The sequence below is a fragment of the Pseudoalteromonas sp. CnMc7-15 genome (assembly GCF_022347925.1).
In the GTDB taxonomy this organism is placed as follows: domain Bacteria; phylum Pseudomonadota; class Gammaproteobacteria; order Enterobacterales; family Alteromonadaceae; genus Pseudoalteromonas; species Pseudoalteromonas ruthenica.
The window spans coordinates 1-26,737 of sequence record NZ_JAKRFT010000004.1 but is presented as its reverse complement, the minus strand read 5'-3'; the positions used below and the strand labels follow the sequence as shown (position 1 = coordinate 26,737).

21 protein-coding genes, 7 tRNA genes and 1 rRNA gene are annotated in these 26,737 nt (G+C 47.1%); 24 read left to right on the top strand and 5 right to left on the bottom strand.

The window, feature by feature from the left end; translation table 11 throughout:
- The first annotated feature begins 169 nt into the window (after positions 1-169).
- The 10 genes from MHM95_RS10555 to MHM95_RS10510 all read left to right on the top strand — a co-directional run bounded on the left by MHM95_RS10555 (position 170) and on the right by MHM95_RS10510 (position 9,855).
- Positions 170-1,087: a BadF/BadG/BcrA/BcrD ATPase family protein gene (locus tag MHM95_RS10555; RefSeq protein WP_045978071.1), complete on the top strand. Its 918-nt coding sequence runs from the start codon at positions 170-172 to the stop codon at positions 1,085-1,087.
- The gene (nagA, locus tag MHM95_RS10550; protein ID WP_151172921.1) at positions 1,084-2,214 is read left to right on the top strand and encodes an N-acetylglucosamine-6-phosphate deacetylase; all 1,131 of its coding nucleotides are present in this window, start codon (positions 1,084-1,086) and stop codon (positions 2,212-2,214) included. Before MHM95_RS10555 ends, nagA begins: the two co-directional genes overlap by 4 nt.
- 93 nt (positions 2,215-2,307) lie before the next feature.
- Positions 2,308-3,444 carry a DUF5009 domain-containing protein gene (locus tag MHM95_RS10545; RefSeq protein WP_239385244.1) on the top strand — a complete coding sequence of 379 codons (1,137 nt, stop codon included), beginning with the start codon at positions 2,308-2,310 and terminating at the stop codon, positions 3,442-3,444.
- Between the two features lie 215 nt (positions 3,445-3,659).
- Positions 3,660-4,454, top strand: a complete 795-nt coding sequence (gene nagB / locus MHM95_RS10540) for a glucosamine-6-phosphate deaminase (RefSeq protein WP_045978068.1) — start codon at positions 3,660-3,662, stop codon at positions 4,452-4,454.
- A gap of 198 nt (positions 4,455-4,652) precedes the next feature.
- Positions 4,653-5,573 (top strand): NAD(+) diphosphatase, encoded by a 921-nt coding sequence (gene nudC / locus MHM95_RS10535; RefSeq protein ID WP_239385243.1) that lies wholly within the window; start codon positions 4,653-4,655, stop codon positions 5,571-5,573.
- Positions 5,570-6,748 (top strand): cystathionine beta-lyase, encoded by a 1,179-nt coding sequence (locus tag MHM95_RS10530; RefSeq protein ID WP_239385242.1) that lies wholly within the window; start codon positions 5,570-5,572, stop codon positions 6,746-6,748. The genes nudC and MHM95_RS10530 overlap by 4 nt, the downstream gene beginning before the upstream one ends.
- 90 nt (positions 6,749-6,838) lie before the next feature.
- Positions 6,839-7,648: an ABC transporter permease gene (locus MHM95_RS10525; protein ID WP_239385241.1), complete on the top strand. Its 810-nt coding sequence runs from the start codon at positions 6,839-6,841 to the stop codon at positions 7,646-7,648.
- Positions 7,645-8,556: an ABC transporter ATP-binding protein gene (locus tag MHM95_RS10520; RefSeq protein WP_053911561.1), complete on the top strand. Its 912-nt coding sequence runs from the start codon at positions 7,645-7,647 to the stop codon at positions 8,554-8,556. Before MHM95_RS10525 ends, MHM95_RS10520 begins: the two co-directional genes overlap by 4 nt.
- A 2-nt stretch (positions 8,557-8,558) precedes the next feature.
- Positions 8,559-8,933 carry a PH domain-containing protein gene (locus MHM95_RS10515; RefSeq protein WP_022945089.1) on the top strand — a complete coding sequence of 125 codons (375 nt, stop codon included), beginning with the start codon at positions 8,559-8,561 and terminating at the stop codon, positions 8,931-8,933.
- 130 nt (positions 8,934-9,063) lie between these two features.
- Positions 9,064-9,855 (top strand): putative porin, encoded by a 792-nt coding sequence (locus MHM95_RS10510; RefSeq protein WP_022945090.1) that lies wholly within the window; start codon positions 9,064-9,066, stop codon positions 9,853-9,855.
- Between the two features lie 72 nt (positions 9,856-9,927).
- Here MHM95_RS10510 and MHM95_RS10505 read toward each other — a convergent pair whose 3' ends face one another.
- Complete coding sequence (locus MHM95_RS10505; protein WP_239385240.1) at positions 9,928-11,787, bottom strand: M2 family metallopeptidase; 1,860 nt, start codon at positions 11,785-11,787, stop codon at positions 9,928-9,930.
- A 189-nt stretch (positions 11,788-11,976) separates the two neighbouring features.
- On the opposite strand from MHM95_RS10505, the gene MHM95_RS10500 reads away from it, so the two are divergent.
- On the top strand, positions 11,977-14,250 hold the full coding sequence (locus MHM95_RS10500) for an acyl-CoA dehydrogenase (RefSeq protein WP_239385448.1): 2,274 nt from the start codon (positions 11,977-11,979) through the stop codon (positions 14,248-14,250).
- A gap of 38 nt (positions 14,251-14,288) precedes the next feature.
- Here MHM95_RS10500 and MHM95_RS10495 read toward each other — a convergent pair whose 3' ends face one another.
- The 3 genes from MHM95_RS10495 to MHM95_RS10485 form a co-directional block, all read right to left on the bottom strand.
- A complete protein-coding gene (locus MHM95_RS10495; RefSeq protein WP_022944544.1) occupies positions 14,289-14,723 on the bottom strand; it encodes a hypothetical protein in 435 nt (144 codons plus the stop codon).
- A 116-nt stretch (positions 14,724-14,839) separates the two neighbouring features.
- Positions 14,840-15,808 (bottom strand): cysteine synthase A, encoded by a 969-nt coding sequence (gene cysK, locus MHM95_RS10490; RefSeq protein ID WP_022944543.1) that lies wholly within the window; start codon positions 15,806-15,808, stop codon positions 14,840-14,842.
- Between the two features lie 132 nt (positions 15,809-15,940).
- On the bottom strand, positions 15,941-18,301 hold the full coding sequence (locus tag MHM95_RS10485) for a DUF5916 domain-containing protein (protein WP_239385239.1): 2,361 nt from the start codon (positions 18,299-18,301) through the stop codon (positions 15,941-15,943).
- Positions 18,302-18,509: 208 nt separating this feature from the next.
- On the opposite strand from MHM95_RS10485, the gene MHM95_RS10480 reads away from it, so the two are divergent.
- From MHM95_RS10480 to MHM95_RS10425, 12 genes are all read left to right on the top strand, one after another.
- Positions 18,510-19,661 (top strand): dicarboxylate/amino acid:cation symporter, encoded by a 1,152-nt coding sequence (locus tag MHM95_RS10480; protein WP_022944541.1) that lies wholly within the window; start codon positions 18,510-18,512, stop codon positions 19,659-19,661.
- A gap of 77 nt (positions 19,662-19,738) precedes the next feature.
- Positions 19,739-20,389, top strand: a complete 651-nt coding sequence (uvrY, locus tag MHM95_RS10475; RefSeq protein ID WP_022944540.1) for a UvrY/SirA/GacA family response regulator transcription factor — start codon at positions 19,739-19,741, stop codon at positions 20,387-20,389.
- A gap of 8 nt (positions 20,390-20,397) precedes the next feature.
- Positions 20,398-22,218: an excinuclease ABC subunit UvrC gene (gene uvrC / locus MHM95_RS10470; protein ID WP_239385238.1), complete on the top strand. Its 1,821-nt coding sequence runs from the start codon at positions 20,398-20,400 to the stop codon at positions 22,216-22,218.
- Between the two features lie 51 nt (positions 22,219-22,269).
- The gene (gene pgsA, locus MHM95_RS10465) at positions 22,270-22,821 is read left to right on the top strand and encodes a CDP-diacylglycerol--glycerol-3-phosphate 3-phosphatidyltransferase (RefSeq protein WP_022944538.1); all 552 of its coding nucleotides are present in this window, start codon (positions 22,270-22,272) and stop codon (positions 22,819-22,821) included.
- A 161-nt stretch (positions 22,822-22,982) separates the two neighbouring features.
- A tRNA-Gly gene (locus tag MHM95_RS10460) sits at positions 22,983-23,058 on the top strand.
- Between the two features lie 9 nt (positions 23,059-23,067).
- Positions 23,068-23,141, top strand: a tRNA-Cys gene (locus MHM95_RS10455).
- Between the two features lie 35 nt (positions 23,142-23,176).
- Positions 23,177-23,263: transfer RNA gene (locus MHM95_RS10450), tRNA-Leu, on the top strand.
- Between the two features lie 55 nt (positions 23,264-23,318).
- Positions 23,319-23,394 (top strand) — tRNA-Gly (locus tag MHM95_RS10445).
- Positions 23,395-23,432: 38 nt separating this feature from the next.
- Positions 23,433-23,519, top strand: a tRNA-Leu gene (locus MHM95_RS10440).
- Positions 23,520-23,574: 55 nt separating this feature from the next.
- Positions 23,575-23,650, top strand: a tRNA-Gly gene (locus MHM95_RS10435).
- 33 nt (positions 23,651-23,683) lie between these two features.
- A tRNA-Cys gene (locus MHM95_RS10430) sits at positions 23,684-23,757 on the top strand.
- A 72-nt stretch (positions 23,758-23,829) separates the two neighbouring features.
- The gene (locus MHM95_RS10425) at positions 23,830-24,366 is read left to right on the top strand and encodes a hypothetical protein (RefSeq protein ID WP_239385237.1); all 537 of its coding nucleotides are present in this window, start codon (positions 23,830-23,832) and stop codon (positions 24,364-24,366) included.
- Positions 24,367-24,410: 44 nt separating this feature from the next.
- On the opposite strand, the gene MHM95_RS10420 is transcribed toward MHM95_RS10425, so the two are convergent.
- The gene (locus MHM95_RS10420; protein ID WP_045978058.1) at positions 24,411-25,823 is read right to left on the bottom strand and encodes a sodium:alanine symporter family protein; all 1,413 of its coding nucleotides are present in this window, start codon (positions 25,821-25,823) and stop codon (positions 24,411-24,413) included.
- 695 nt (positions 25,824-26,518) lie between these two features.
- Here MHM95_RS10420 and MHM95_RS10415 point away from each other — a divergent pair.
- A 16S ribosomal RNA gene (locus MHM95_RS10415) occupies positions 26,519-26,737 on the top strand; the annotation flags it as partial.

Below are 26,737 nucleotides of genomic sequence, written 5' to 3'. Positions count from 1 at the left end.
AAGTAGTAACCTAGTGAATAGAATTAATTAGGGAAAATTTAAAAAAATTAATGACAACGCTGTCATTAATTGTGTAACATAATTTCAACATGGGTTGAGGAAGAGCATACGCGCTACAAAAACGATAAAGCGTATTTGCGAATACATTAACAAGGTTAGAGGTCGTACAATGATGGCGAAGAGTGCGAGTCAAGAGCAATTATTTATAGGCATAGATGGTGGGGGAACCAAATGCCGGGCGACCATTTACTCCGCCCAACGGGGAGTACTAGGTACCGGTTTGGGCGGCCCTGCAAATCCATTACATGGTCTTGAACGCACTTTAGAGTCGATTATGGTATCTACTCAGCAAGCGATGCGTGATGCAGGCCTACGCCTAGAGAGCGTGCATCAATTAGTGGCTGGTTTAGGCTTGGCAGGGGTTAACCTACCCAGTCTATTTGAGAAAATCAGTGAGTGGGAACACCCATTTCAAAAAATGTATTTGACCACCGACCTACATACTGCCTGTATCGGCGCACATGAGGGCGGTGACGGGGCAGTGATTATTACCGGTACTGGCTCTTGTGGCTTTGCCTGTGTTAAAGGTCATAGTGTGAATTATGGCGGTCATGGATTTGCTCAAGGTGACAAAGGCAGCGGTGCATGGCTGGGTCTTGAAGCACTCAAGGCGGTGTTATTAGATTTGGACGGATTAGGTCCGCAAACTCGCCTGAGTGAGATGTTTAAATTGCATTTTAATGCCAGCTCAGCAATGGGAGTTGCAGAGCAAATGGCGGGTCAACCCTCAAGCAGCTACGCCAAACTCGCGCGTATGGTCATAGAGGCGGCTCATGATGGTGATATGGTCGCGCTCACCATAGTTAAAGACGGTGCGCGCTACATCAGTAATTTGGCTAAACGATTATTAGAAATTAACCCTCCACGTTTATCTATGATTGGCGGCTTGTCTGAACCCATGCAAAAATGGTTAGATCCTGATATAGCTAAACGTGTTGAAGTGCCTCGTCAGCCACCCGAGATGGGCGCTGTTTATTTTGCCCAAAATGCGCTGTTAGAAGAAGAACAAAAGGTCGCAATTAAATGAGTCAAAGTTTCCATGCTGAACGCCTATTTGACGGGCAGCGTTTTCATAACGATGTTTATTTTCAAAGTGTTAACGGTAAAGTGCAATTTATTGATGCACCCACCAGCGACCCTGTCACCGAACTTTCTGGGCTCGTAGTCCCCGGCTTTATTGATGTACAAGTAAACGGTGGTGGCGGTGCATTTTTTAATGCTGAACAAAGTGTTGACTGCCTAGCACAAATAGCGAGAGCACATGGTCAATTTGGCTCAACGGCCAATATGCCGACCTTAATCACAGACGACATCGCGATTATGCGTCGTGCCGCTGACGCAGTGGCTGAAGCGGTGGCAAAAAATACTCCAGGTATTTTAGGTGTCCATTTTGAAGGACCTCATCTCAGTTTGCCAAAAAAAGGCACGCACAGCGAGCAGTTTATTCGTCCCATTAGCGATGAAGAGTTTGCGATTTACGAGCGCGATGACCTTGGTATTAAAATGGTTACCTTAGCGCCAGAAAATGTTAGCGCAGCGGATATTAAGCGTTTAGTTGCCATGGGCGTAAAGGTCTCTTTGGGCCACACCAATGCCGACTATGAAACCACGATGTCGGCGCTAGACGCCGGCGCTGATGGCTTCACCCACCTATTTAATGCTATGTCTGCCTTTACCTCACGTGAACCTGGGGTTGTCGGTGCGGCGTTGTGGCATGACAGTAGTTGGTGCGGGTTAATTGTCGACGGTCATCACTTGCACCCGGATTCGGCGAAGTTGGCAATTCGCACCAAGCAGCGCGGCAAGATAATGCTTGTTACCGATGCAATGCCTCCAGTGGGCACCGATGCCGAAGAGTTTGATTTTTTCGATGGCCGTAAAGTCTATCGCACCGGCGACCGGTTGAATTCCAGTACGGGTGAATTAGCTGGCAGTGTGTTGGATATGGCCAGTGCTGTGCGCAACACCGTAAATACATTGGATATCAGCTTAGCTGAGAGTCTGCGTATGGCATCGCTCTATCCGGCGCAATACTTGGGCTTAGCACAGTGCAAAGGTCGTCTCCTAAATGGTTTCGATGCTGATTTTGTGGCGCTGGATGAGCACCAACATGTGCAGGCCACCTACATAGGCGGCATACGCCTTAGCCGCTAAGCACAGTGAACCCCTTATAAAACAGGCCGTCATGGAAGAGGTACGCATGGATACAGTGATGTAACAGTGCGCAGAAACTAACAGCGAGAAACTATGACAACACCTGATACCGGCAAAAAAAAACAACGCTTAGCCTCGTTAGATGCGCTGCGCGGTATGGACATGTTTTGGATTTTAGGCGGGCAATCTATTTTTGCTGCATTGTTCGTATTAACAGGTTGGCAAGGGTGGAAGGCGTTTGAAGCGCATACAGTGCATTCGCAATGGCACGGTTTCACCTTTTACGACCTTATTTTCCCGCTATTTATCTTTCTCTCTGGTGTGGCCATGGGGCTTTCCCCGAAGCGGATTGATCATCTGCCGCTGGCCGAACGCAAACCTTTTTATCACAAAGCAGTAAAACGCCTGTTACTACTTAGTGCCTTAGGAGTTCTCTATAATCACGGCTGGGGCACAGGAATGCCAATGGCATTTGACGAAATTCGCTATGCCAGTGTACTTGGGCGTATAGCTATTGCTTGGTTTATCGCGGCGATGCTGGTGTGGCATACCTCGTTGCGCACTCAAGCGATTGTCGCTGTGGTAATTTTGTTAGGCTACTGGCTCTGGTTGACGGTGTTGCCGGTACCCGGCGGCCACGGCTCGCCGCTGAGTCCTGAGGGCAGTTGGAATGCCTGGGTTGATCAACACCTATTACCTGGTATTACCTACCAAAACCGGCCTCTTGACCCAGAAGGCTTACTGTCAAATATTCCTGCAGCCGCCAACGCTATTTTAGGTGTCTTTGCCGGGCAATTAATTGCTCAAGGTGCCACTCAAGGCCAATGGCGAGTAGCGGCGCAGCTGTTTGCTGCGGGGTTAGTCAGCTTAGCGCTAGGTTGGGGATGGGACAGTGTCTTTCCAGTGAATAAAGAATTGTGGACCAGCTCGTTTGTACTCGTTACTGTCGGCTGGAGTGCAATTTTATTGGCGGTGTTCTATGGCGTGGTTGATATTCTTGGCCAACGTAAAGCCGCTTATCCGTTTGTAATTATCGGCGCTAATTCAATTATTATTTACCTTGCTTCAAGCTTAGTGAACTGGGGCTACATCGCCAATAGTGTGTTTGGTGGGGTCGTGCGCTCTGTCAGTGAGCCATGGCAACCTCTATTTGCTGTCGTCGCCTTGTTAACAGTACAGCTGCTTGTCCTACACTGGATGTATAAACGTAAAATCTTTGTCAGTGTTTAACCCTGTTGATGCTTAATAAATAACTAAAAAAGTGACATTTTTTGCTCACTTTTACTTTACAAATGAGGTTTTATAACCAATAATGACAGCGTTGTCATAATGGTGTAAACCTAATTACAGTATCCCGATTAGGTTCTGACCTATGACCAAGTTCAGATTGCACGGAACGCTTGGTCATAGGTCCCATTTTTATCAACTATAACAACGAGCTAAACATGCAAATCGTGATTCTTAAAGATGCTACAGAGGTGGCCCGTTACGGCGCTGACCTATTTGTAGCCCAGCTAAAAAAGCAACCCGCTTCCACGCTCGGCCTGGCGACAGGCTCAACGCCAGTGGCGCTTTATCAAAATTTGATCGAAAAAAATCAACAGGGTGATATCAGCTTTTCACAAGTCACTAGCTTTAATCTAGATGAATACTTAGGCTTAGACGGCTCTCATCCGCAGAGCTACCGCTTCTTTATGAATGAGCAGTTGTTCGACCACATTGATATTGCCAAAGAGCGTACCCATGTACCGCCGGGCGATGCCCAAGATCCTATTGCTGCATGTCAAGAATATGAAGCGCGCATTCTCGCAGCCGGTGGCATCGATATTCAGTTACTTGGAATAGGGCGCAATGGCCATATAGGCTTTAATGAACCCTCGTCAGGCCTAACATCGCGAACCCGTGTTAAGACCCTAACGAAGGCAACGATCGATGATAATGCTCGCTTTTTCAGCGAGGATGAATATCAGCCGCACTTATCCATTACCATGGGTATTGGTACCATACTTGATGCCAAAAAAGTGGTGTTATTGGCAACCGGTGAAAATAAAGCGGCAGCCATCAAAGCCACGGTAGAAGGGCCGCTAACTGCCTCTTGCCCAGCTTCGGCACTGCAGATGCATCGCGATGCCGTTATCGTTATTGATGAAGCCGCAGCCAGTGAGCTTGCCGATGTTGATTTCTACAAGCATATAGAGGCCGAAAATCAGAAGTTATTGGCGCGCCTAGCGGCTAAGTAACATCACGCTAAATACCATTAAAGCCCAGCTCGGGCTTTTTTTGTATCTGTGTTAGAGGCATTTATTAATGAGAACAGGCACAACCCCTTGATGATTAATGTAACGATAAAAGAAGCGATGTCACTATCACCCGCATTACTGTGATTTTACTGAACTGTGATAATGTAGAACCATGTTGTCCTGAATTACCGCAAAACCATGCTGCAATACACCCAGTTGCCATTGGATAGGCACTCAAGCGAGCGTAAAGACCCTAACTGGCTGTTAAATAAACGCCCGCTGGGGCGTTATGTATTAATAAATACAGATCGTAATCTGTTCAGTATTGATAATCAAACCCCACTGTTTTTGAGCTATGAGCAAGTAAAAGACTTCGCCCCCGATAACGCGATTTATTTAGGTGAGCATCAATGCCAGCATTACTTTGCTCTTGATGTGAGTGAAACATTGCCTAAAGACTGTGCTTATGCCGAAGGTGAATTTGTCGATATCCGCCGTTATGGCTCGATAGTTGAGCCTGGCGCTGCTGCAATACTGGTACTTGCGCGAGGGCTGTGCCATTGGCATAAGACCCACCGCTTTTGTGGCCGTTGCGGCAATGAAAATATTCAAGCGGAGGCCGGTCATGCCCGAAAATGCATCAACCGCGACTGTCGTCACCTTACTTTTCCACGTACCGATCCGGCCGTTATTATGTTGGTGCATCATATGTTCAATGATGGTATCGAACGCTGTTTATTAGGTCGTCAAGCAAGCTGGCCTGAGGGCGTCTATTCTACCTTAGCTGGATTTGTCGACCCAGGGGAAACACTCGAAGCTGCTGTTGCCAGAGAAGTGATGGAAGAGGCGGGAATAGCCGTGCAATCGCCACGCTATATTGCCTCACAGCCATGGCCTTTTCCAAGCTCGCTGATGTTAGGCTATATGGCACAGGCAAGCTCAACAGATATCTTTATTGACCAAGACGAGCTCAGCGACGCACGTTGGTTCTCTAGAGACGAGCTAAAGCATTTTGGCACTTGGGGAGATGCGGGCACTGACTACAAACTTCCCCGCTGCGATTCTATTTCACGGTATCTTATTGATACTTGGGTTGCACAGAATGAGGAAAACAAATGAAAAAACAAACACAGTTGATAAGCTCTGGGCGAGATAAAAAGTTCACTCAAGGGGTTGTTAACCCTGTGGTACAGCGCGCCTCTACCGTGGTTTTTGATTCCGTTGCTGAGTTTAAAGACGCAGCTAAAAATCGCGGAAACCATGCATTATTTTACGGCCGTCGCGGCACCACAACACACTTTGCGCTACAACAAGCGATTGCCCAGCTAGAAGGCGGAGCCGGCTGTGCCCTTTATCCGTCGGGCGCCGCTGCCATCAGTAATAGCCTGCTATCTTTTGTCAAAGCCGGCGATCATATTCTGATGATGGATAATGCCTATGAACCTACCCGGGATTTTTGCGACAAAGTGCTGGCAGGGTTAGGGGTGACAACCACTTATTATGACCCGCAAATTGGCGCCGATATTAGTACGCTTTTCCAGGAAAATACCAAGGTGCTATTTATGGAATCCCCCGGCTCAATCACCATGGAGGTCCAAGATGTGCCCGCCATGGTGGCCGAGGCTAAGGCTCACAATATTATGACCATGCTGGATAACACCTACGGCAATGGTATGCATTTTCGACCCTTAGAGCATGGTGTTGATATTAGTATTCAGGCGGCCACCAAATACATAGTAGGTCACAGTGATGTGATGATGGGAGTCAGTGTTGCCAATGAGCAGCATTGGCCGGTGCTGCGCGAGCAGTCATACCTTTTGGGGCAATGTTGCAGTGCCGACGATGCATATTTGGCCTTGCGAGGGCTACGCACCATGGCTGTGAGGTTACAGCAACATGAGCGCAGTGCATTGCAAGTAGCAAAGTGGCTACAGTCGCACCCGTTAGTGGATCATGTTCGTCACCCTGCGCTGGAAAGTTGTCCGGGCCATGCGTTTTTCAAACGCGATTTTGATGGCAGTAATGGGTTATTCTCCATTGTAATGAAAGAGGGCACACAACAAGCCCTTGATGCTTTAGTTGAATCATTACACCATTTTAAAATGGGCTTCTCTTGGGGTGGCTTTGAGAGTCTAATTACCACCAACCTGAGCATGAAGGCTTTGCGCAGTGAAACGTCATGGCAGTATGGCCCGGTAGTGCGTTTGCATATCGGTTTAGAAGACGTCGATGACTTAATTGCCGACCTCAGCCAAGGGCTTAATGTGTACGCCAATGCTTTAGCCAAGAAGTAGCGTCAGACACATCTTTTTACAAGCGCTCATACTTTTGAGCGCTTTTTTCATTTATAGTAGCTACAAATAACTACAAATCAGGATATCAGGATGGATCCAAGGCGTATCTTCGAGCTGGTTAAATTTGAACTGGCGCGACACTTTCTTACCAAAAAGGCGTGGTTGGCGCTGCTTGCTTTTGCCTTAGTATGGTTGATGATTTATCGCTACGGTATTTCTCAAGCTGTATCGGTGCTTTCAGACCCTAACTTTGAACAGTTTATGCTTGCCGCTTTTGGCAACCTCGGGTTACAGAGTTTATTGCACTGGCCTGATGCGGAAATGGCCGTATATTGGCTGATTGCCTTAGTCACCTTTCCTCTTTTCATTATTTATTTAACCAGTGATCAATTTGTTAGCGACAAAGAACGCGGCACGCTGCGGTTCATCGCTTTACGCGCCACTCGCGCTGAAATTCTATTAGGGCGCTATTTCGGTCATTGCTTAAGCGCCGCTGCGTTACTGGCAATTAGCATTATCGGCACGCTGATCCTCATTGCCTTTCGCGATACCAGTGCACTGGTCCCTGCTTTGGCACGCGCGCTGCAGTTTGAACTCCTCCTGTTGGTTAACCTAATGCCATTTATTGCCTTGATGACGTTATTGAATACCATAGCGCGCTCATCACGTATGGCGCTTATTTACGTTATTTTATTGTACACCATAGGGTTAATGGTACTGGCTATTCTACAAAGCCAGTTAGGACTGCCGATGTGGTTGGATTACCTTATTCCCGGTGAGCCGCTAGATAATATCGCCACCGTTCGGCCCAGCCCTGTCACCGACATAGCTTGGCCATTGTTGCAAAGTGGCCTGTTGTTAGCGCTAAGTTTTTATAAGTTGCAGCGGAGTAGTCTATGAGCCAGTTAATTTTAGCACGCGGCGTTAGCCACTATTTCGGCAGCAAAAAAGCGCTCGATAATGTTGATATTGAATTACAAACCGGAAAGCCCATTGCGTTAGTCGGCCCCAATGGCGCAGGTAAAACCACGCTGTTTAGCCTTATCTGCGGCTATTTGCAACCCAGTGAAGGCGAGATTAAGGTATTGGGACATCGTCCCGGCAGCGCCGCGTTGTTCGGTCAGTTAAGTGCTTTACCACAAGACGCGCTACTGGACCCCAACTTTAGTGTTGCCCAGCAATTGGCTTTATATGCCCGCCTGCAAGGTTTTAGCCAGCGCCAAGCAAAAATAGAAACACAGCGGGTGTTGGAACTGGTCAATCTCAAAGACACCGCAGACAGTCGTGCTAAAGAGCTTTCTCATGGCATGAAAAAGCGCATTTGTATCGCCCAAGCGCTGCTTGGTTCGCCGAAGTTGGTGATGCTTGATGAAGCAACGGCTGGTTTAGACCCCGCCAATGCCAGGGCTATTCGAGAGTTGGTCAGTGCGCTCAGTACCGAGACGACCTTTGTATTGAGCTCGCACGACTTATCGGAGCTGGAGCGGCTCTGCGACCGCGTTTTATACTTGCAGCAAGGGCGCTTGGCGACCCATCAATTGGACTCGCAAACCGAGCAGTTGGCGTATCTAACTCTGCAACTACGTGAGCAAAACGATCACGTTGCAGCGGCGTTAAAGGCGCTTCCTCACGTAGTGAGCGTTGATAATAGTCAGCGTAATGAATTTGTTATTGGTTACAGCAGCGAGGGCCTCAGTGAGGCAATGGATATCGCCTTGCTAACGCTGTGCCATAAACAACAGTGGCGTTATCGCGCCCTGATAAACGGTCACACCCTAGAAAATCAATTATTCGCAACAGGAGCATAGCAATGGGATTACTTAGTGGATTAATTGGCAATGCCAGTGAAGTAGATGAAGGGGAGTTGGACTCTTTACTTGAAGAGATACTTGCTCCAGGTGAGAACCTAGAAAAAGCGTATAAAGTGATCCGCGACTTATTCTTGTTCACTAACAAACGTCTGATCTTAGTAGACAAACAAGGTGTAACAGGGTCGAAGATGGAGGTGCTTAGTATTCCATTTAGTAAAATCACTAAGTTCAGTAAGGAAAGTGCTGGCCACTTTGATATGGATGCTGAACTGAAAATTTGGATAGGCTCTGATCCGAGTCCGTTGTGTAAGAACTTTAAAGCGGGTGATAACATTAACGAAGTGTATCGGATCCTATCTCGCTACGTTTTGTAAAAAACTGTACCTATATCTAACAAAAACTAACATTTATTTAAAACAATCAAGTGCTTAGTTAAGTTATAATTCATTTCAACAGCGCTAGAGTGGCGCTGTTTTAAAAAACTAGATATAGGGAAATCTATTTATGAAAAAACTATCCGTCGCCATCGCGTCTGTACTTTTCTCCGGTGCTGCCTTCGCACAGTCTTATCAATCAATCAGCAACCTTGAATACCTCAATGTAGAAAGTGAGGACAATGTTGCCGTAGATTCGATTTACTACTTCGCACCAAAGCAGGTGTTGGGCCCGCTTGATCAGTTTGAGTATATTAACAAAGAGTCAAACATCTTTGGTCGTATCTCAGACAATGATTATGCGACTGGCTACAACGTAGGCGGTGAATACTTCGCGGATCAATTCCTAGTAGGCGCGTCTTACAGCGTTGTTGACCCAGATGACTTCGACAGTGCTGATCAATACACACTAAGCCTTGGTTACCTAGTTAGCGACAACTTCTTGTTGAAAGCTGAGCGCGTAGACCCTGAGCACGGTGATGAAACTTACTTCTTCTCTGGCCGTTACGATCACGCTTTAAACAGCACTGATTACATCGGTTTTGAAGTGCGTATTGATGACGAGTTCGACCACCGTGAGCTTAACGGTAAGTACTTCAAAGACCTTAAGCAAGGTAACTACTTAACTGTTGAAGCACAGTACATTAACCGTGACGATGCGGACAACTACTGGCAGCTAGGTTCTAACTACTACTTCAACAAAATGACGTCAGTATTCGTTAACTTCGACGATGAAGACTTCTATAACTTTGGTGCGAAATACTTCATCGACACCAACTTCGCAGTATCTGCTGGTTACGGCAGCAACTGGGATGAGTCAAGCTATGATCAGTGGTTCCTAAAAGCAACTGCACAGTTCTAAGCGTTATTAACCATTAGCGACAAAAAAGCCCAGCATATGCTGGGCTTTTTTGTCGCTAATGGTTAATAACGCTTACCAACCACATTGACGACCCTTGTTTTGCTCATCTAGGTAAGCTTGTAATGGTGCAAAGTAATCAAGAATAGCGGTTGCATCCATTTGCTCTTTACCTGTTACTTTTGCGAGCGCTTGTTGCCATGGCTGCGAAGAGCCCATTTCTAACATCTCGTTGAGTCGCTGCCCAGCTTCTTTTGAGTTATAGATGGAGCAACGGTGAATGGCGGCGTCATTACCGGCAATCTCACACAGGCTACGATGGAAGTCGAACTGTAAAATATGGGCTAGGAAATAGCGAGTATAAGGCGTGTTTCCAGGCACGTGGTACTTGGCCCCCGGATCAAAGTCTGACTCAGAACGAGCGATGGGAGCGCTGATCCCTTGATACTTCTTGCGCAACTGCCACCAAGCTTGGTTGTACTGCTCAGGGGTAATTTCGCCAGAAAACACCTGCCAACGCCACTGATCAACTAACAAACCAAATGGGATAAAGGCCACTTTATCTAGTGCCATGCGCATGAGTAAGCCAATGTCTTTAGACTCATCAGGGACTTCATCTAATAGGCCAATCTCTTTTAAATACTCAGGAGTGACCGATAGCGCAATCGTATCGCCAATGGCTTCGTGGAATCCATCGTTAGCACTTTCTTGATAGTACAGAGGTTGCTGGTTGTAAGCGCGTTGGTAGAAGTTGTGTCCTAATTCATGGTGAATGGTGGCAAACTCTTCGCCGGTGCGCTGAATACACATCTTAATACGTAAATCATCTTTACTATCGAGGTTCCACGCTGATGCATGACATTGCACATCGCGATCCTGAGGTTTGGTAAATAAAGAGCGCTCATAGAAAGTATCAGGTAGCGGTGCAAAGCCCATGGAGGTGAAAAACTTTTCCGCACCGCGCACCATCTCTAGCTCATCATAGTCATGCTGCGCTAGTAGTTCGGTTACATCATAGCCAGGATCGGCATTTTCAGGCGCAACCAAGTCGTAGATATTACCCCATTGTTGTGCCCACATATTACCGAGTAAGTGCGCTGGAATGGTGCCATCTTCAGGTAATTTATCTTCGCCATACTGCTCACCCAGTTTGGCGCGCACATGACAGTGCAGGGAGTCATATAAAGGCTTAACTTGGCCCCATAGGCGGTCAAGTTCAGTGGCAAATTCATCGGCAGGCATGTCGTACTTACTGCGCCACATTGCGCCTGTATCGGCATAGCCAAGCTCTTGCGCGCCTTCATTCGTTAACGTGACTTGCTGTTCGTATAAAGGGCGCATAGGCTTAGAAATTTGTCGCCACCCTTGCCATAGATCTAATAACTCATTGTAGTCGCGACTCGATGCCATGGTTGCGGTCATCTCACCGAGACTTAAACATTGGCCATCATCTTTACAATACTCGCCTTTGCCATACAGACCATCAAGCTCAGCGACAATATTGGCCAGCTTTTCGGTTTTTGCCGCATCTTGTGGTGCCGGTAGCGTCAGTGCCAGTTTCAGTTTATCGAGCTTGCGACGGCTATCAGCGTCTAACTCCAGATCATCAAAACGGGCAGCCTCATTGGCTAAACGCACGATGGTTTCGGTTACTTCTTGGTTCGCAGCCGCTGCGAGCTGTGCCGTATCATGAGTAATAAAATTGGCGTAAATCCACGCGGCACGGCTACTTTTCTCATACAGCTTGGCTAACTGCTGTTCAGTGTTTGCTAAAAACGCTTTGGCATCAGTTGCTGTGAGTTTGTTGCTGCTCATTTTTGTTTCTGCAGCGCTCTCAGTGGGCTGAGTTGTGGTTGTGTCAATGCAGCCACTTAACCCTAAGGTTACCGAGACTAAAACCGCACTCAGGCTCAGTTTAAATGGAAGACGTGTCATTATTTTTCCTCTAATTGTTATCGGCGATGGTGGGCATCGCTAACGCCGGCTAAATATAGCAGCGTACGCAGAAGGGGTAAATTATTATAGATAGTCGGAGCACTCGGCTAGTACATTGAAGGGATTGTAAATATTTGCCGTTCGTCCATACTGAAAAACACCCTTTATGGTATCAAGGAACACAAGATGATGTGGTTAGTTTTATTAATCATCGTAGCTGTGATCGTTATTTTCGCAGTACGAGATATTCGCATGAGCATTGTTACTCGACCAGTTTTCAAATGGTTTAAACAAGCATTACCGCCGCTGTCTGCGACAGAGCGAGATGCCATGGAAGCGGGCGATATCTGGTGGGATGGGGAGCTCTTTCGCGGCAACCCCGATTGGCACCAATTGCACCAGTATGCAACCTCACAGTTAAGTGCTGAAGAACGTGAGTTTATCGATAACCAAGTCGTTGAGCTGTGCGCCATGCTTGATGATGAAACCATTACCGCACAACAGGACATGCCAGAGTCCGTGTGGCAGTACCTAAAGGATGAGGGGTTTTTCGCCCTAATTATTCCCAAAGAGCACGGTGGCCATGACTTCTCGGCATTGGCCAACTCAACCATTGTTGCCAAAATTGCCAGTAAAAGCCTAAGTGCTGCGGTGACTGTCATGGTGCCCAATAGCTTAGGGCCCGCTGAGCTTTTGCTTCATTATGGCACCTTGTCCCAACAACAACAGTGGTTACCTAAGCTTGCCAAAGGCGAAGCGCTGCCATGTTTTGCCTTAACCGGTCCAGAAGCAGGTTCGGATGCCGGTGCCATTCCAGATACTGGGGTTGTATGCAAAGGCGAATTTGCCGGTAAGGAAGTGCTGGGTTTACGTCTAAACTGGTCAAAGCGCTATATCACCTTGGCACCGCGCGCGACAGTATTGGGCTTGGCCTTTAAAATGTTCGACCCCGACGGATTATTAGGAACAACAAAAAATATCGGTATTACCTGTGCATTGATCCCCACCGACCACCCTGGAGTACGTACTGGCGACAGACATAAACCTATGAATATGGGCTTTTTAAATGGCACCACAGAAGGGAAAGATGTCTTCATTCCACTTGAGTGGATTATCGGTGGTGAAGTGCAAGCAGGTAACGGTTGGCGCATGCTAGTGGAATGTTTAAGTGCAGGGCGTGGTATTTCATTGCCAGCGCTGAGCACTGCAACCGGGCACTTGAGTGCGCGCACCAGTGGCGCTTACGCGGCGCTAAGGCAACAATTTGGTGTCGCAATTGGCGAGTTTGAGGGAATACAAGAAGCCCTCGCTCGCATCGGCGGATTAACCTACCAATTAGAAGCTACGCGGGTCTTGACCGCAACGGCGATAGACCAAAAATTAAGCCCATCGGTGATCACCGCCATCGCTAAGTATCATATGACCGAGATGGGCCGCCAAGTGATCAACGATGCCTTGGATATACACGCCGGCAAGGGCATTCAAATGGGCCCCAATAATTATCTCGCCCATTGTTATATGGGCACACCGGTATCGATCACCGTAGAAGGAGCCAATATTCTTACCCGAAATCTGATGATTTTTGGGCAAGGCGCGATCCGCTGCCACCCCTATGTGATTGATGAAATGGTCGCTGCAGGGCTTGATGATGAAGAAAAAGGGGTGCGCGAGTTTGATCCGCTGCTTTGCCAGCATATGTTATACAGTGCTGGCAATGGCGTTATGTCGTTCGTGCATGCGCTCAGTGGTAGTTATTTTGCCAAGGCGCCCGTCGGTGGAGCGACAGCCAAATACTACCGCTATCTAGGGCGCTTCTCTAGAGCACTGGCATTTTGTGCCGATATTGCCATGCTCCGTTTCGGGGGCGACTTAAAACGCCGGGAAATGCTGTCGGCTCGTTTGGGTGATGTGCTCAGCCACTTGTACCTCGCCTCTGCAGTACTTAAGCGCTACCAAGATGAAGGCCATCAACATGCAGATTTGCCATTTGTACAATACAGCGTTGAGCGCAGCCTTTATCTGTGCGCCAAAGCCTTTGATGAATTTATCTACAACCTAGGAAGCTGGCCACTGTCGTTGGCCGTTCGTGCCGTGGTACTGCCGCTGGGCAATCATTTTAAAATGCCTAAGGATGAGGTCGCTAAGCAAGTTGCGCAGCATATGACTCGCAGTGGCGTGGTACGTGAGCGCCTCACGCATTTATGTGTGGTTGATGACAGCAATGGTACAGCGGTGCTGGATAAAGCTTTAGAAGCGCAACAACATGCAGCTCAAGGATATCGTGAGGTTCATAAGTTGCGTAAAAAAGGAGAGATTCAAGGGCTGACGATGATGCAGCTGATTGAAGATGCACGGACTAAGAATAAGCTTAGCGCTGAGCAGAGCGAGCAACTGATGGCGGCTGAGTCACTAAGGCAAGAGGTCATCGCTGTGGATGTCTTTGCCGCACAAGAGTTTGAGTGATTAGAGACAATAAAAGGCCGCAAAAGCGGCCTTTTTTACTAACGACCGTAAGGGTCGGGGACAATCTCACTCACCAGCCAATCACCGCGTTCACGGATCATCTTCACACTGCGCATATCATCGACTTGGTTGCCATGAAAGTGCCCGGTGAATACTAAATTGATGGTAGCGCGGTCACCGTATTGCTGGCGAACACTCATCTCGGTACGGTCTAACTCAATGGTAACCTGATCATATTGTAAATTAACTAGGTTACGGGTGAATTGTGATGCCGTACCGTAGGAGCGCATAATACGCGCTAATTTGGGGGTTGCATATTGTGTGGCGCGCTCAAGGTTATCGTGGTTGTACAACGCATAGAAGTACTGAGTTGCCACGTAGCCCGGAGAGTTAGGATCGCCTGTAATATCATCGTCGTTTTGGCCGCAGGCAGTCAATAAAAGTATCAGAGCAAGAAGTAAAGTACGTTTCATTCCACTGTATTTAATAAAGGCTATACACTGGAATAAAGTGTGAGGGGCAATTGAAAGTATGTAAAGAAAAAGGCGCTAAAGCGCCTTTTTTTCAGAATAAAGAATGGCTCTTGGCTTTACTGCTCAAGTTCCTGATCACTGAACTCACCAGCAAACAACGGACTTGAAAGGTAGCGCTCGGCAGAGCTTGGCAGAATAACCACGAAGTTTTTATCAGCATTCTCTGGCTTTTCAGCAAGACGCTTAGCAGCGACCACAGCAGCACCAGATGAAATACCGGCTAAGATTCCTTCGTTTTTCATTAGTTCATGTGCCATAGCGATGGCGTCATCATTACTGACTTGTTCAACCCCATCTAACAACTCTAAATCTAGGTTACCAGGAATAAAACCAGCACCAATACCTTGAATCTTATGAGGGCCCGGCTTGACCTCTTGACCTGCCATTGTTTGGCTGATCACTGGAGAATCCGTTGGCTCAACAGCAATAGATTGCACATTTAAGCCTTTCTCTTGCTTAAGATAGCGGCTTACGCCGGTGATAGTACCGCCAGTGCCGACACCAGCAATAAAGAAGTCGACTTTACCATCGAGTGCATCAAAGATCTCTGGACCCGTTGTCTCGAAGTGAATTTTCGGGTTAGCTGGATTTTCAAACTGCTGTAACAGAATGTATTTATCAGGATCGCTGTCATGAATTTCTTTGGCTTTCTCAATCGCACCTTTCATGCCTTTAGGGCCTTCGGTGAGCACTAAATTAGCACCCAACGCTTTGAGTAGCTTACGACGCTCCAAACTCATGCTGTTGGGCATGGTCAACGTTAACTTATAACCTCGAGAGGCCGCAACGAAAGCGAGGGCAATTCCGGTATTTCCTGATGTTGGCTCGATAAGCTCTTTATCTTTGGTCAGTTGTCCTGATTTTTCCGCTTCCCAAATCATTGAAGCACCAATACGGCACTTGACGCTGAAGCTCGGGTTGCGAGCTTCTACTTTGGCATAAACATTACCACCGGTAACACGGTTAAGTTTTACTAACGGGGTGTTACCAATGGATAGGGAGTTATCTTCGTAAATCTTTGACATATTCAATACCTAACGGGTTTGTCGCTGTATACCCTCACTTTACTCACTGTTTATGAAAACTAAAGGAAAGATTGGCTATATGATATAGCCAATCAGTTATAACGGAGAGGCATATAAATGAAGCTTCTTATATCACAAAATCCAAGCGTAACTGAATTTTGCAAACAGTGTTCGATTATCTTTTTCCAGCCGTGATAAGTCATCGTCCTGGTAGCCACTGTCTGAGTAACCTACAAACACCACGGACTGTGGATTGAGCTTATAAGAGTAGAGTAGCTGGGTGCTCAATGCTCGATAGCGCGCATCCACTTCTTTAACGTAGCTACTGGGCTCGCGCTCGATGTCGGTATAAATCATGGTTAAACGCAAAAAACTACGTAAATTAAATTGATAGGTTAAACGCAAGTCACTTAAATTAGCGCTGAAGATGTCCTCACCTGAGCGACGTTGCAAGTCCTCGTAGGTGTGGCGCAAGCGCAGCGCTAGATGCGAATTGATATTGTAATTCACAGTGGGGCGAATACGCACAAACTCACCCAAACGGTTATTGGCCAAATCAACCTTATTACCTTGCGTTACATCGATATCAGCAACAACACCGGCGCTGGGTTTGATGGACGCAAATAGATTTATTTCGTTTTCGTTGAAGCGCGCACTATTACCGTCGATTGCTAAGGATGATGGATCGGCTCGTAACCCACGCCGCTCTCGACTAATGGTGCCAAGCTCTAGATAACTTTGCCAGGGGCCGTCAAGTGAAACAAAGCTTTGCGCCTCTTTTTCTATTAACTCGCCTGCTTGGTTGTGGGTGATATCCCAATCTGCATACCATCGGGCGCGATTCCACCATGCGTCTTGCTCGGCGTACCAACGGTATTCACCACCGGTGGTAAACTTGTTGAAGTCAGTTTCACTAAGAAAGCCTAAATCCGCACGCAGTCCACGGCTGCGCATATGATAATTACCAAACAGGCTGTAGTATTTGGTGTCTCTATCCAAGCTTAAATAATACCCATAGCCATCATAGCGCTGCTCGTTCACACGTAGCAAAGCTTCCGAATAACTGCAGTCATAGCGGCTATCACAAGGTTGCACGGGTGACGCTTGGCAAGGTTCATCAGCATCACATAATTGCTCAATGAAGTCCTCACTATAGTCACTTTGCGATGCTAGAGCCTGCACCACCAAGGTGGTGAAGTCGTCAAACCGATATTTACTATCGATGCTAATCACTTCGTTGTTGTAATCGTCACTGCGTCTGAACGTCGAGCTGGCACCCAGGGAAAACGCACTGCTGATATCGTAACGATAGCGCAGCGCGCCGGCTTGTGAGTGCTGCTCTAAACTCACAACTCGCGACCCCAAATTACCCGGTATAAGCACATTGGTTTGCTCATCGTTACTGATAAATGCGGCCACGGTGTGGCCATTCTTGCTTCCGGTTAGTTTCGCTCCTGCGCCAGGCGCGGCGATATTTCGGGTATAAATTAAGTTTAAATTCGAAGCAAAATAGTCGGCATTGTCTAAAAAGAAGCTGCGCTTTTCTGGGAAGAATAAGCTAAAGCTTTCATTGACGTTGAGCTGTGCAACATCGGCCTCTACTTGTGAGAAGTCGGGGTTAACAGTGGCATTGAGCGTTAAATCTGGAGTGATCCCCCATTTCAGGTCTAAGCTTGGCTCAATGTTATTGTCTTTTTGCCAAGGCTTTAGGACCGCGCCATTGATGTCGCGTTGTTGCTGTTGGTTAAGCACCAAGGAGGGGACAACGGTGAGGTTACTGCTTTGTTCGGCATTAGCAAAACCGTTCACTTGCGGCATTTGGCATATCCAGCAGTGATTACCATGGTCCAATTGCATACTTGAGAGGCGAAGGCGCTCATTTCGTGGATAAAAGCGCACTAACTCCATGGTCATGGCTTGGCTGCGTGGTGCGTCATCGAAGTTGAACATACGCATAGGTAAGGCTATTTCCACCTGGTATCCTTGAGCGGTGATATGGCCTGCGCTATCCCAAATGCCATCCCAGGCACTGTTTTCAGTTTTACTCAACTCATTTTCGATAGAGTCTTGTTGAACTCCAAGTGGATTGACAAAAAACTGATAGGCCAGCTTGGCACTGCCATAGGTGTCCAGTTTTATCCCTACTAAGTCATCATCCCAAGCGCTATCACGATCGCGATAAAAGGCACGAATTTCCTCTGGGTGAGGGTCCTCGGCGATAAACCCTAAATAGAGGGTATCGTCATTTTCATAAATCAGCGCGGTGGTACTCACCGGTGATGGTTTATTTTCATAGGGCCAAGTGATGTTATTTACACTGATGCGCTTAGCCTGTTGCCATTGCGGCTCATCCAAGCGACCATCAATAGTCGCTGCATCAGCGAAGTAGGGGATATTGATTGCCGGCTGTGCCGTCTCAGCCAATACAATATAGGGAGTAACGGCAATGGCTAAAACAGCAAGGCGACCTGCGAGAAAACGAGACAAAAGCAAAACATGTCCAAGTGATGATTATTGATGGCGCTGTTGTAACAAGTTAGCAGGGTGTAAACAAAATATATTCGTTCAGTTGCGATTCAGCGCGATAAACCGCACAGGTGCTCAATGATTAGACACTTAGCTTTGTGCTCAGCGGTTTTTCCATACATTGATGACAAAAAATGTTAAAACAGGTGGCATTATTCACTACTGCTAAACCATCATGAAATTAATACTTAAATTGGTTGCTGGCATTGTCCTTGGAATGCTAATCGGCGCCTTTGCACCGGAGGCCGTAGCACGCGCTTTGTATACTGCCAAAGTGCTTATCGGCGAGCTGATAGGCTTTACCATTCCACTTATTATTTTATTTTTTATTTGTTCAGGCATCGCTGGGCTGCCCAAAGGGGCGAATCATTTACTTGGCCGCACAGTGGGGTTTGCTTATGGCTCGACGGTGGTAGCAGGGACCTTGGCAATCATTGTTATGACTTGGGCCGCCCCTTATATAAGTGGTTCAATCAACTTTCATGGCGGTGAAGAATCGGCTCTGAGTAGCTTTATTGATATAGAGATACCGCCGTTGATGGGGGTGATGAGTGCATTAGTGGCGGCATTCGCCTTTGGTATCGGTATCAGTCAGCGCCAGCTGACACAGTTACAACAAGTGGTTGATCAAGGGAAAGAAGTGATTGACGGGTTACTCTCTAAAGTCATCATCCCAGCGTTACCATTTTATATTGCCGGGGTGTTCGCTGACATGACCGTTGCCGGCACCGTAGCCTCAACGTTACAAACTTTTGCCGTTGTCCTTGCCATCGCTCTGGTTATGCACTGGGTATGGCTAAGTGTGCTGTACATTGGCACCGGATTATTATTGGGGCGCTCACCTTGGATGTTATTAAAGAATATGTTGCCTGCTTATTTAACCGCACTTGGCACAATGTCCAGTGCCGCGACCATCCCGGTATCGCTTAAAGCCAGTAAAGATAATGGCGTAAAAGAACACATTGCTAATTTCAGCGTGCCGCTGTGCGCGACCATCCACCTCTCTGGCTCGACCATTACCATCGTCACCTGTGCCATGGCGGTGATGGCATTATCACCGACAATGGCGATAGGGAGCTTGACGGAAATGCTGCCATTTGTACTAATGTTAGGTATAGTGATGATCGCAGCCCCTGGGGCACCGGGCGGTGCGGTTATGTCGGCACTGGGGCTATTAACCAGTATGCTTGGGTTCACTGATGCAGCAATTGCATTAATGATCGCATTGTATTTGGCTCAAGATAGCTTTGGCACGGCCTGTAATGTGACCGGTGATGGTATCATAGCATTGTGGGTTGACCGTTTTTCTGATAAAACAAGTGCTTGATTTAGGGTGTAAGAATAATACGTGTAGTTATTGTACAAAACAGCTGTAACTACACGTGTATAAAGAGGGTTTTCCTGTTGATTAATGTACTGCTAGTAGATGACCATGAACTGGTGCGTACCGGGATAAAGCGCATCCTTGATGATGTTCGCGGTTTTAAGGTTATCGGTGAAGCAAAAACTGGTGAGGAGGCGGTGCAGTTCTGCCGTCAAAATGAGCCAGACATCGTACTAATGGACATGAACATGCCGGGCATTGGCGGTCTCGAGGCCACGAAGAAGATCTGCCGTTACTGTCCTGATGTTAAAGTGATTGTGCTCACTGTTCATTGCGAAGACCCTTTCCCTAGTAAAGTCATGCAAATTGGCGCTCACGGTTACCTCACCAAAGGGGCAGGCCCTGAAGAAGTGGTTAATGCGATTCGCGCAGTGAACTCCGGTCAACGCTATATTGCGCCACAAATTGCTCAGCAAATTGCGTTGGCGCAGTTCAGTGGTCGTACCGACGAAAACCCATTTCAAACTCTCTCAGATCGCGAACTGCAAATTATGCTGATGATTACGCGAGGCGAAAAGGTGCAAAGCATCGCCGACCGATTAAATCTGAGCTCAAAAACGGTCAACAGCTATCGCTATCGTATATTCGAAAAACTGGCTGTGAACGGCGACGTGGAACTCACGCACTTAGCCATTCGCCATAAAATGATAGATATTGATAGCGACCACTGATCCTGGCTATGAGTTTTGCTGCCGACCAGTTTTTAAAAACGGTCTCTGAAGAACCCGGCGTATATCGCATGCTAGATAGTGAGCAGCAAGTGATATACGTAGGTAAAGCGAAAAACCTTAAAAAGCGCCTTTCAAGCTATTTTCGTAAAACGGGCCTCGATGCTAAAACGCAAGTATTGGTGCGTAATATTGATGATATCAATGTAACGCTGACCAATACTGAAACCGAGGCCTTGCTACTAGAAAATAATCTGATCAAGAAGTATCAGCCTCGCTACAATATTTTACTTCGCGATGATAAGTCCTACCCGTACATTTTATTGACTAAGCATCAACACCCTAGATTAGCTTTCCATCGCGGTGCGCGTAAAATCAAAGGTGAATACTTTGGTCCCTTTCCAAGTGCTGGCGCCGTTTCTGAAAGTCTGCGTTTGATGCAAAAGTTGTTTCCCGTACGTCAATGTGAAGACAGCTACTACAAAGCACGCAGTCGTCCTTGTTTGCAGTACCAACTTAAACGCTGCAGTGCGCCTTGTGTTGGCAAAGTCAGTGATGAAGAGTACAGCGCCCAAGTAGACTACGTACGTAAGTTTCTCGGTGGCAAATCCCATGAGGTGATAAGCTCATTAGTGGCTAAAATGGAGCACGCCAGTGAGCAACTCGCCTTTGAAAAAGCTGCCAAGTACCGTGACCAAATCCAGTTGTTACGTAAAGTACAAGAGCAGCAGTCAGTGTCCGGAAAGCACGCTGAGCTAGATGCCCTTGGTTATTGTCGCCGTAATGGCATGGTTGCGGTGCATATTCTCATGGTGCGCGATCATAAAGTGATGGGCAGCAAAACGTTGTACCCCAAAGTGCCAAAAGACTCCAGTGATGACGAAATTTTAACGTCTTTTGTTGCCCAGTATTATTGTGCGCCAGGAGCGACTGGACGTATCGCGAAAGAATTGGTGCTGCCTTTTGCAATTGATGAGCAGCAACCGTTGAGCAATGCTATGAGTGAGCTTAAAAGCACACAAGTAAAGCTCAATACAGTGCATCGTGGTGAACGTGCTCAGTATCTGCAGTTAGCGAACAAAAATGCCGACTCTAGCTTAGAAGTGCAGCAAAGTACGCAAGATGCTATCAATAAGCGCTACGCACTACTTAAAGAGGCGCTACACCTTGATGATATCGCTCGTATGGAGTGTTTTGATATCAGCCACACCATGGGTGAGAACACGGTGGCATCATGCGTGGTGTTTGACCGTCAAGGGCCCAATAAGAGTGAATATAGACGTTTTAATGTCACCGGCATTACCCCAGGTGATGATTATGCCGCGATGGCCTTTGCGCTCAATAAACGGTATGGCAAGCTGACTGACGAGAGCAAGATCCCGGATGTCATTTTTATTGACGGTGGTAAGGGACAATTGAACCAAGCCGTGGCGTTTTTTAGCGATTGGCCGTTTGCAAAAATGCCCTTGCTTGTGGGCGTTGCTAAAGGCACTAGCCGAAAGCCAGGTTTAGAAACGTTATTGATTGATGCCGGGCGAAAAACCGTATCTCTTGGCAGTGATTCACCGGCGTTGCATCTTATCCAACATATTCGTGATGAATCGCACCGTTTTGCCATTGCTGGACACCGTAACAAGCGCCAGAAGCAGCGCAATCAATCAGTGCTTGAGGAAATCGGTGGCGTAGGGCAAAAGCGTCGCCAAGCTCTGCTAAAATACCTCGGTGGTATGCAAGGCGTGAAAAGCGCGACAATTGAGCAGCTCAGCCAAGCGCCGGGGATCAGTCCCGCGATGGCGGAAAAGATATTTAACCATTTGCATGACAAGGCATAGCCCTTCGTGCGAATATTACTGAAAAGAAAACGCTAAGAACGCCTAGTAGTTATGTGGAACATTCCCAATACCCTAACAGCCTTTAGGTTGTGTTTAATCCCAATTTTTTTATTTATCTTCTATCTACCAAGTCAATGGGCGTTTTTCGCAGCAGCATTTGTATTTTGGCTAGCGTCGATCACCGATATCCTTGATGGCTATCTAGCTCGGCGTTTAAATCAGTCGACGCCGTTCGGTGCCTTTTTAGACCCTGTTGCCGATAAAGTAATGGTCAGTGCAGCCCTGGTGGTGTTAGTCGGCCACTATCAAAGTGCGTGGATGACCGTACCGGCGTTGATTATTATCGGCCGCGAAATAGTGATCTCGGCTTTAAGAGAGTGGATGGCGGAGCAGGGTAAGCGTGGTGAGGTAGCGGTATCCCAACTTGGTAAGGTGAAAACAGCAGCGCAAATGCTCGCCATTATTGGCCTGATTTGGCAATTTCAGCCTTGGATGGTGACCCTGAGTTATATTCTATTATACATAGCGACTATTCTGACCTTTGGCTCTATGGTGCAGTATCTCATGGCTGCGCGCCATAGCTTCTTCGCTAAAGAAGGCTAAATGTATAATAACACGCCGTTTTAGATAAAAATTAAGCAAACGATTCAAAACCCATATTTTTTGTATTGACGCGTTTAATAATCTCTGTAGAATGCGTCGGTGTTGAGAGGGCGCTAGCCCACCACTGCTTTAACTAAGCGTTATAAACAGTGTTCAATGATGCGAGTATAGCTCAGCTGGTAGAGCGCAACCTTGCCAAGGTTGAGGTCACGAGTTCGAACCTCGTTACTCGCTCCAATCATTGATGGCGGAATGGCAGAGTGGCCATGCAGCGGATTGCAAATCCGTCTACCTCGGTTCGACTCCGGGTTCCGCCTCCATATCTCAACGTTTCCACACGCGTATAGCAACCCGAGCCCGGGTGGTGGAATTGGTAGACACAAGGGATTTAAAATCCCTCGCTGGTAACAGCGTGCCGGTTCAAGTCCGGCCCCGGGCACCATTTGCTAACATTGCTTCGGCAATGAGTATAAGTTAGCTCTTATACAGTTAGGATTGCGAGTATAGCTCAGCTGGTAGAGCGCAACCTTGCCAAGGTTGAGGTCACGAGTTCGAACCTCGTTACTCGCTCCAATCTACTTAACGTGTGTATGACAGCATGTCAGCCATCCGCCCGGGTGGTGGAATTGGTAGACACAAGGGATTTAAAATCCCTCGCTGGTAACAGCGTGCCGGTTCAAGTCCGGCCCCGGGCACCATTTTCTAGCATTGCTTCGGCAATGAGTATAAAGTGGCACTTATATATTTAGAATTGCGAGTATAGCTCAGCTGGTAGAGCGCAACCTTGCCAAGGTTGAGGTCACGAGTTCGAACCTCGTTACTCGCTCCAATTCTTAATAACATGCTAAAATCAAATCTCTACGGCGGAATGGCAGAGTGGCTATGCAGCGGATTGCAAATCCGTCTACCTCGGTTCGACTCCGGGTTCCGCCTCCATAATAAATTCTTTTTTTACTTACAGTTATTTTGTATATTGGCAGTCAATTTAATGTCATGGTCGTTATACAAATGAAACGGATATTCCTACTTTTCCCTATTATTGTCTTGTTGTGCTCGTGCACCGCAGTTAAATTTAACCCTCGTTATGAGCAGCAGCAGTGGCATACTGTAATCGTTGCGCCATTTAGCGGAGACAGTAGCGAGCGCACAGTAAGCAAGCGTGTAGATTACCAATTGAGCACGCTTGCTGGGATCACTGTTATCCCTAGTTACAACGTCGATATGCTGCTTAAACAGCATGATTTGCAAGAGCAATATGAGCAACACCCGCGAGAAGCGCTTTTTGAACTGGCTAAAAAGGTGAACGCGGACGGTGTGATAGAGGGCGAAGTGATTAGCAATCATGCCAATCGCTCTCAAGCTTTCCATCAAGTTGAGATCACTTCGCGCATCGTTGATACCAATAACTTAGCAATAGTAGCAACCAGCTATGAGCAAAACAGTGCACTGTTCGGCTCGCTGAATGAGCTTTCTATGCAAAGCACTGACGAAATAGTTGCTGAGCTTCAAATAGCACTAGCAAAACTAGGGGCACAGCTGCCTTAAATACAAAAAAAGGAGCGTGAAGCTCCTTTTTTTACCAAGCGTTTTTACCAAGAGTCGGGGTCGACTTCTTGTGCTAACTTGGGGTGTTTGTTTTTATCAAAGGTGGGTACGACACCTTGTTTTCGTTGTTGTTGGTAATCCTTACTCAGCCAAATCACGACGCCCGAAAGCATAAACAATGCAATGACATTAATAATGGCCATCATCCCCATTGAGATATCGGCGAGGGTCCACACAAGCTTTATCTCACCTAAAGAACCAAACATCACCATAGCCAATACCAAGGCGCGGAAAATCAGCATACCTTTCTCGTGATTATGTTCCAAAAATAACAGGTTAGTTTCTGCGTAAGAGTAATTTGCAACAATGGAAGTAAAGGCAAAAAATAAGATGGCAACGGCTACAAAAATCGCGCCCCATTCACCAACGTGTGTAACTAAAGCATTTTGTGTAAGAGCGATCCCAGTCAAGCCAGAGCCTGGGGCCAGCTGCCCTGAGAGCAATATAAGCGCGGCGGTGGCGGAGCAGATCACTATAGTATCGATAAACACCCCTAACATTTGCACGTAACCTTGGGATGCAGGATGCGGTGGGTTGGGGGTAGCTGTTGCTGCTGCATTAGCCGCACTACCCATACCAGCTTCGTTAGAGAATAAGCCGCGTTTTATGCCTTGGATCATCGCCTGCATGACTCCATAGCCAATGGCACCCGCTCCGGCTTGCTCAATACCAAACGCATGGTTGATAACGACCATAAAAACCTGAGGAAGCTGCTCAAGATTAACCGCGCACACATATAGTGCTAGCACTAAGTAAGCCAGTGCCATAAAGGGCACAACCAATTCTGCAAAGCGAGCAATGGTTTTTAAGCCACCGAATATGACAAAGCCTGAGCCTATAACTAAGGCGATGCCGACAACGTAATTGGGGATAGCAAAGGCCTCATTAAAAGCCGCCGCAATAGAGTTTGCTTGTACGGCATTGAACACCAGACCAAACGCAAGAATTAAGCATAATGAAAAAGCAACGCCCATCCAGCGTTTACCCAAGCCTTTTTCCATGTAGTAGGCCGGACCACCACGAAAATTGCCGTGTTCATCCTTCACTTTATACGCTTGGGCTAATGTGCTTTCGGCAAAACTTGTGGCCATACCAATTAAAGCAATAAGCCACATCCAAAATATCGCACCAGGACCACCTAAATACAGAGCAACACCCACCCCGGCCATATTGCCAGTGCCAACGCGTGCAGCGAGTGACGTACAAAATGCTTGAAATGAGGATATCCCACCTTGCGCACCTTGACGGCTGTTAAACATAACCTTAAAAGTATGGCCAAAGTCTCTAAATTGAATAAAGCCCAATCGCACAGTAAAGAATAGGCCAGCAGCGATTAGCAAATATACCAGCACATGCCCCCAAATAAGGCCGCTAATAGTATTAGCGATTTCGGTCATAACACGTGTACCTTTAGTTAGTATGAGAATAGCGCGGCAATCTAGCACATAGGTCGCGAGATTTTTAGTGAATTGGGGTATATAGATAAAAGAGCCACATAATCGGTTAGTTTATGTTCGAAAAGCAGTGTTATCCACAGGGTTTTGTGGGTAAGTGGTGGTTAAGTTGTGGGGAGTGTCTTGAGGTAATATTTTTTGCTGTTTTATTTAAAAAAGGGGTTGCGTCAATTTCGTTTCTCCCTATAATGCGCACCCACTGACACGGCAGACAGCAACGGATAACGAGCTAGACGCAGTGTTAGAGAGTCAAATAAAACTTAGTTTAAAGCGAATTAAAAAACTTAAAATTAAGTGTTGACACAAAATCATGAAAGCGTAGAATGCGCAGCCCTGAACGGGAGCAAAGCTTCCGAGGCGAAAGCCTGAAACGTTCTTTAAAAATATGAAGCAATCATCTGTGTGGGCACTCGTACAGATTGAGTTCTAACAGCCGATTTCAGTTTTACTGAATGACGCAAACAAATTTAGAGTCTCATTTGAGCTGAGTGACCATAAGTTATTAAAAGATTCAGCCTTGAGCTGTTTTGATTTTACTTTTTTAAAAGTGAAAGTAATAACGCACAGTCAATTCGTTCTTGGAAACAAGAACAAAATCAGTATTCATTGAGCTGAATCTTCGGATTCAAAAAAACTTTTAATTGAAGAGTTTGATCATGGCTCAGATTGAACGCTGGCGGCAGGCCTAACACATGCAAGTCGAGCGGAAACGAAGAGGTGCTTGCACCTCTGGCGTCGAGCGGCGGACGGGTGAGTAATGCTTGGGAACATGCCTTGAGGTGGGGGACAACCGTTGGAAACGACGGCTAATACCGCATAATGTCTACGGACCAAAGGGGGCTTCGGCTCTCGCCTTT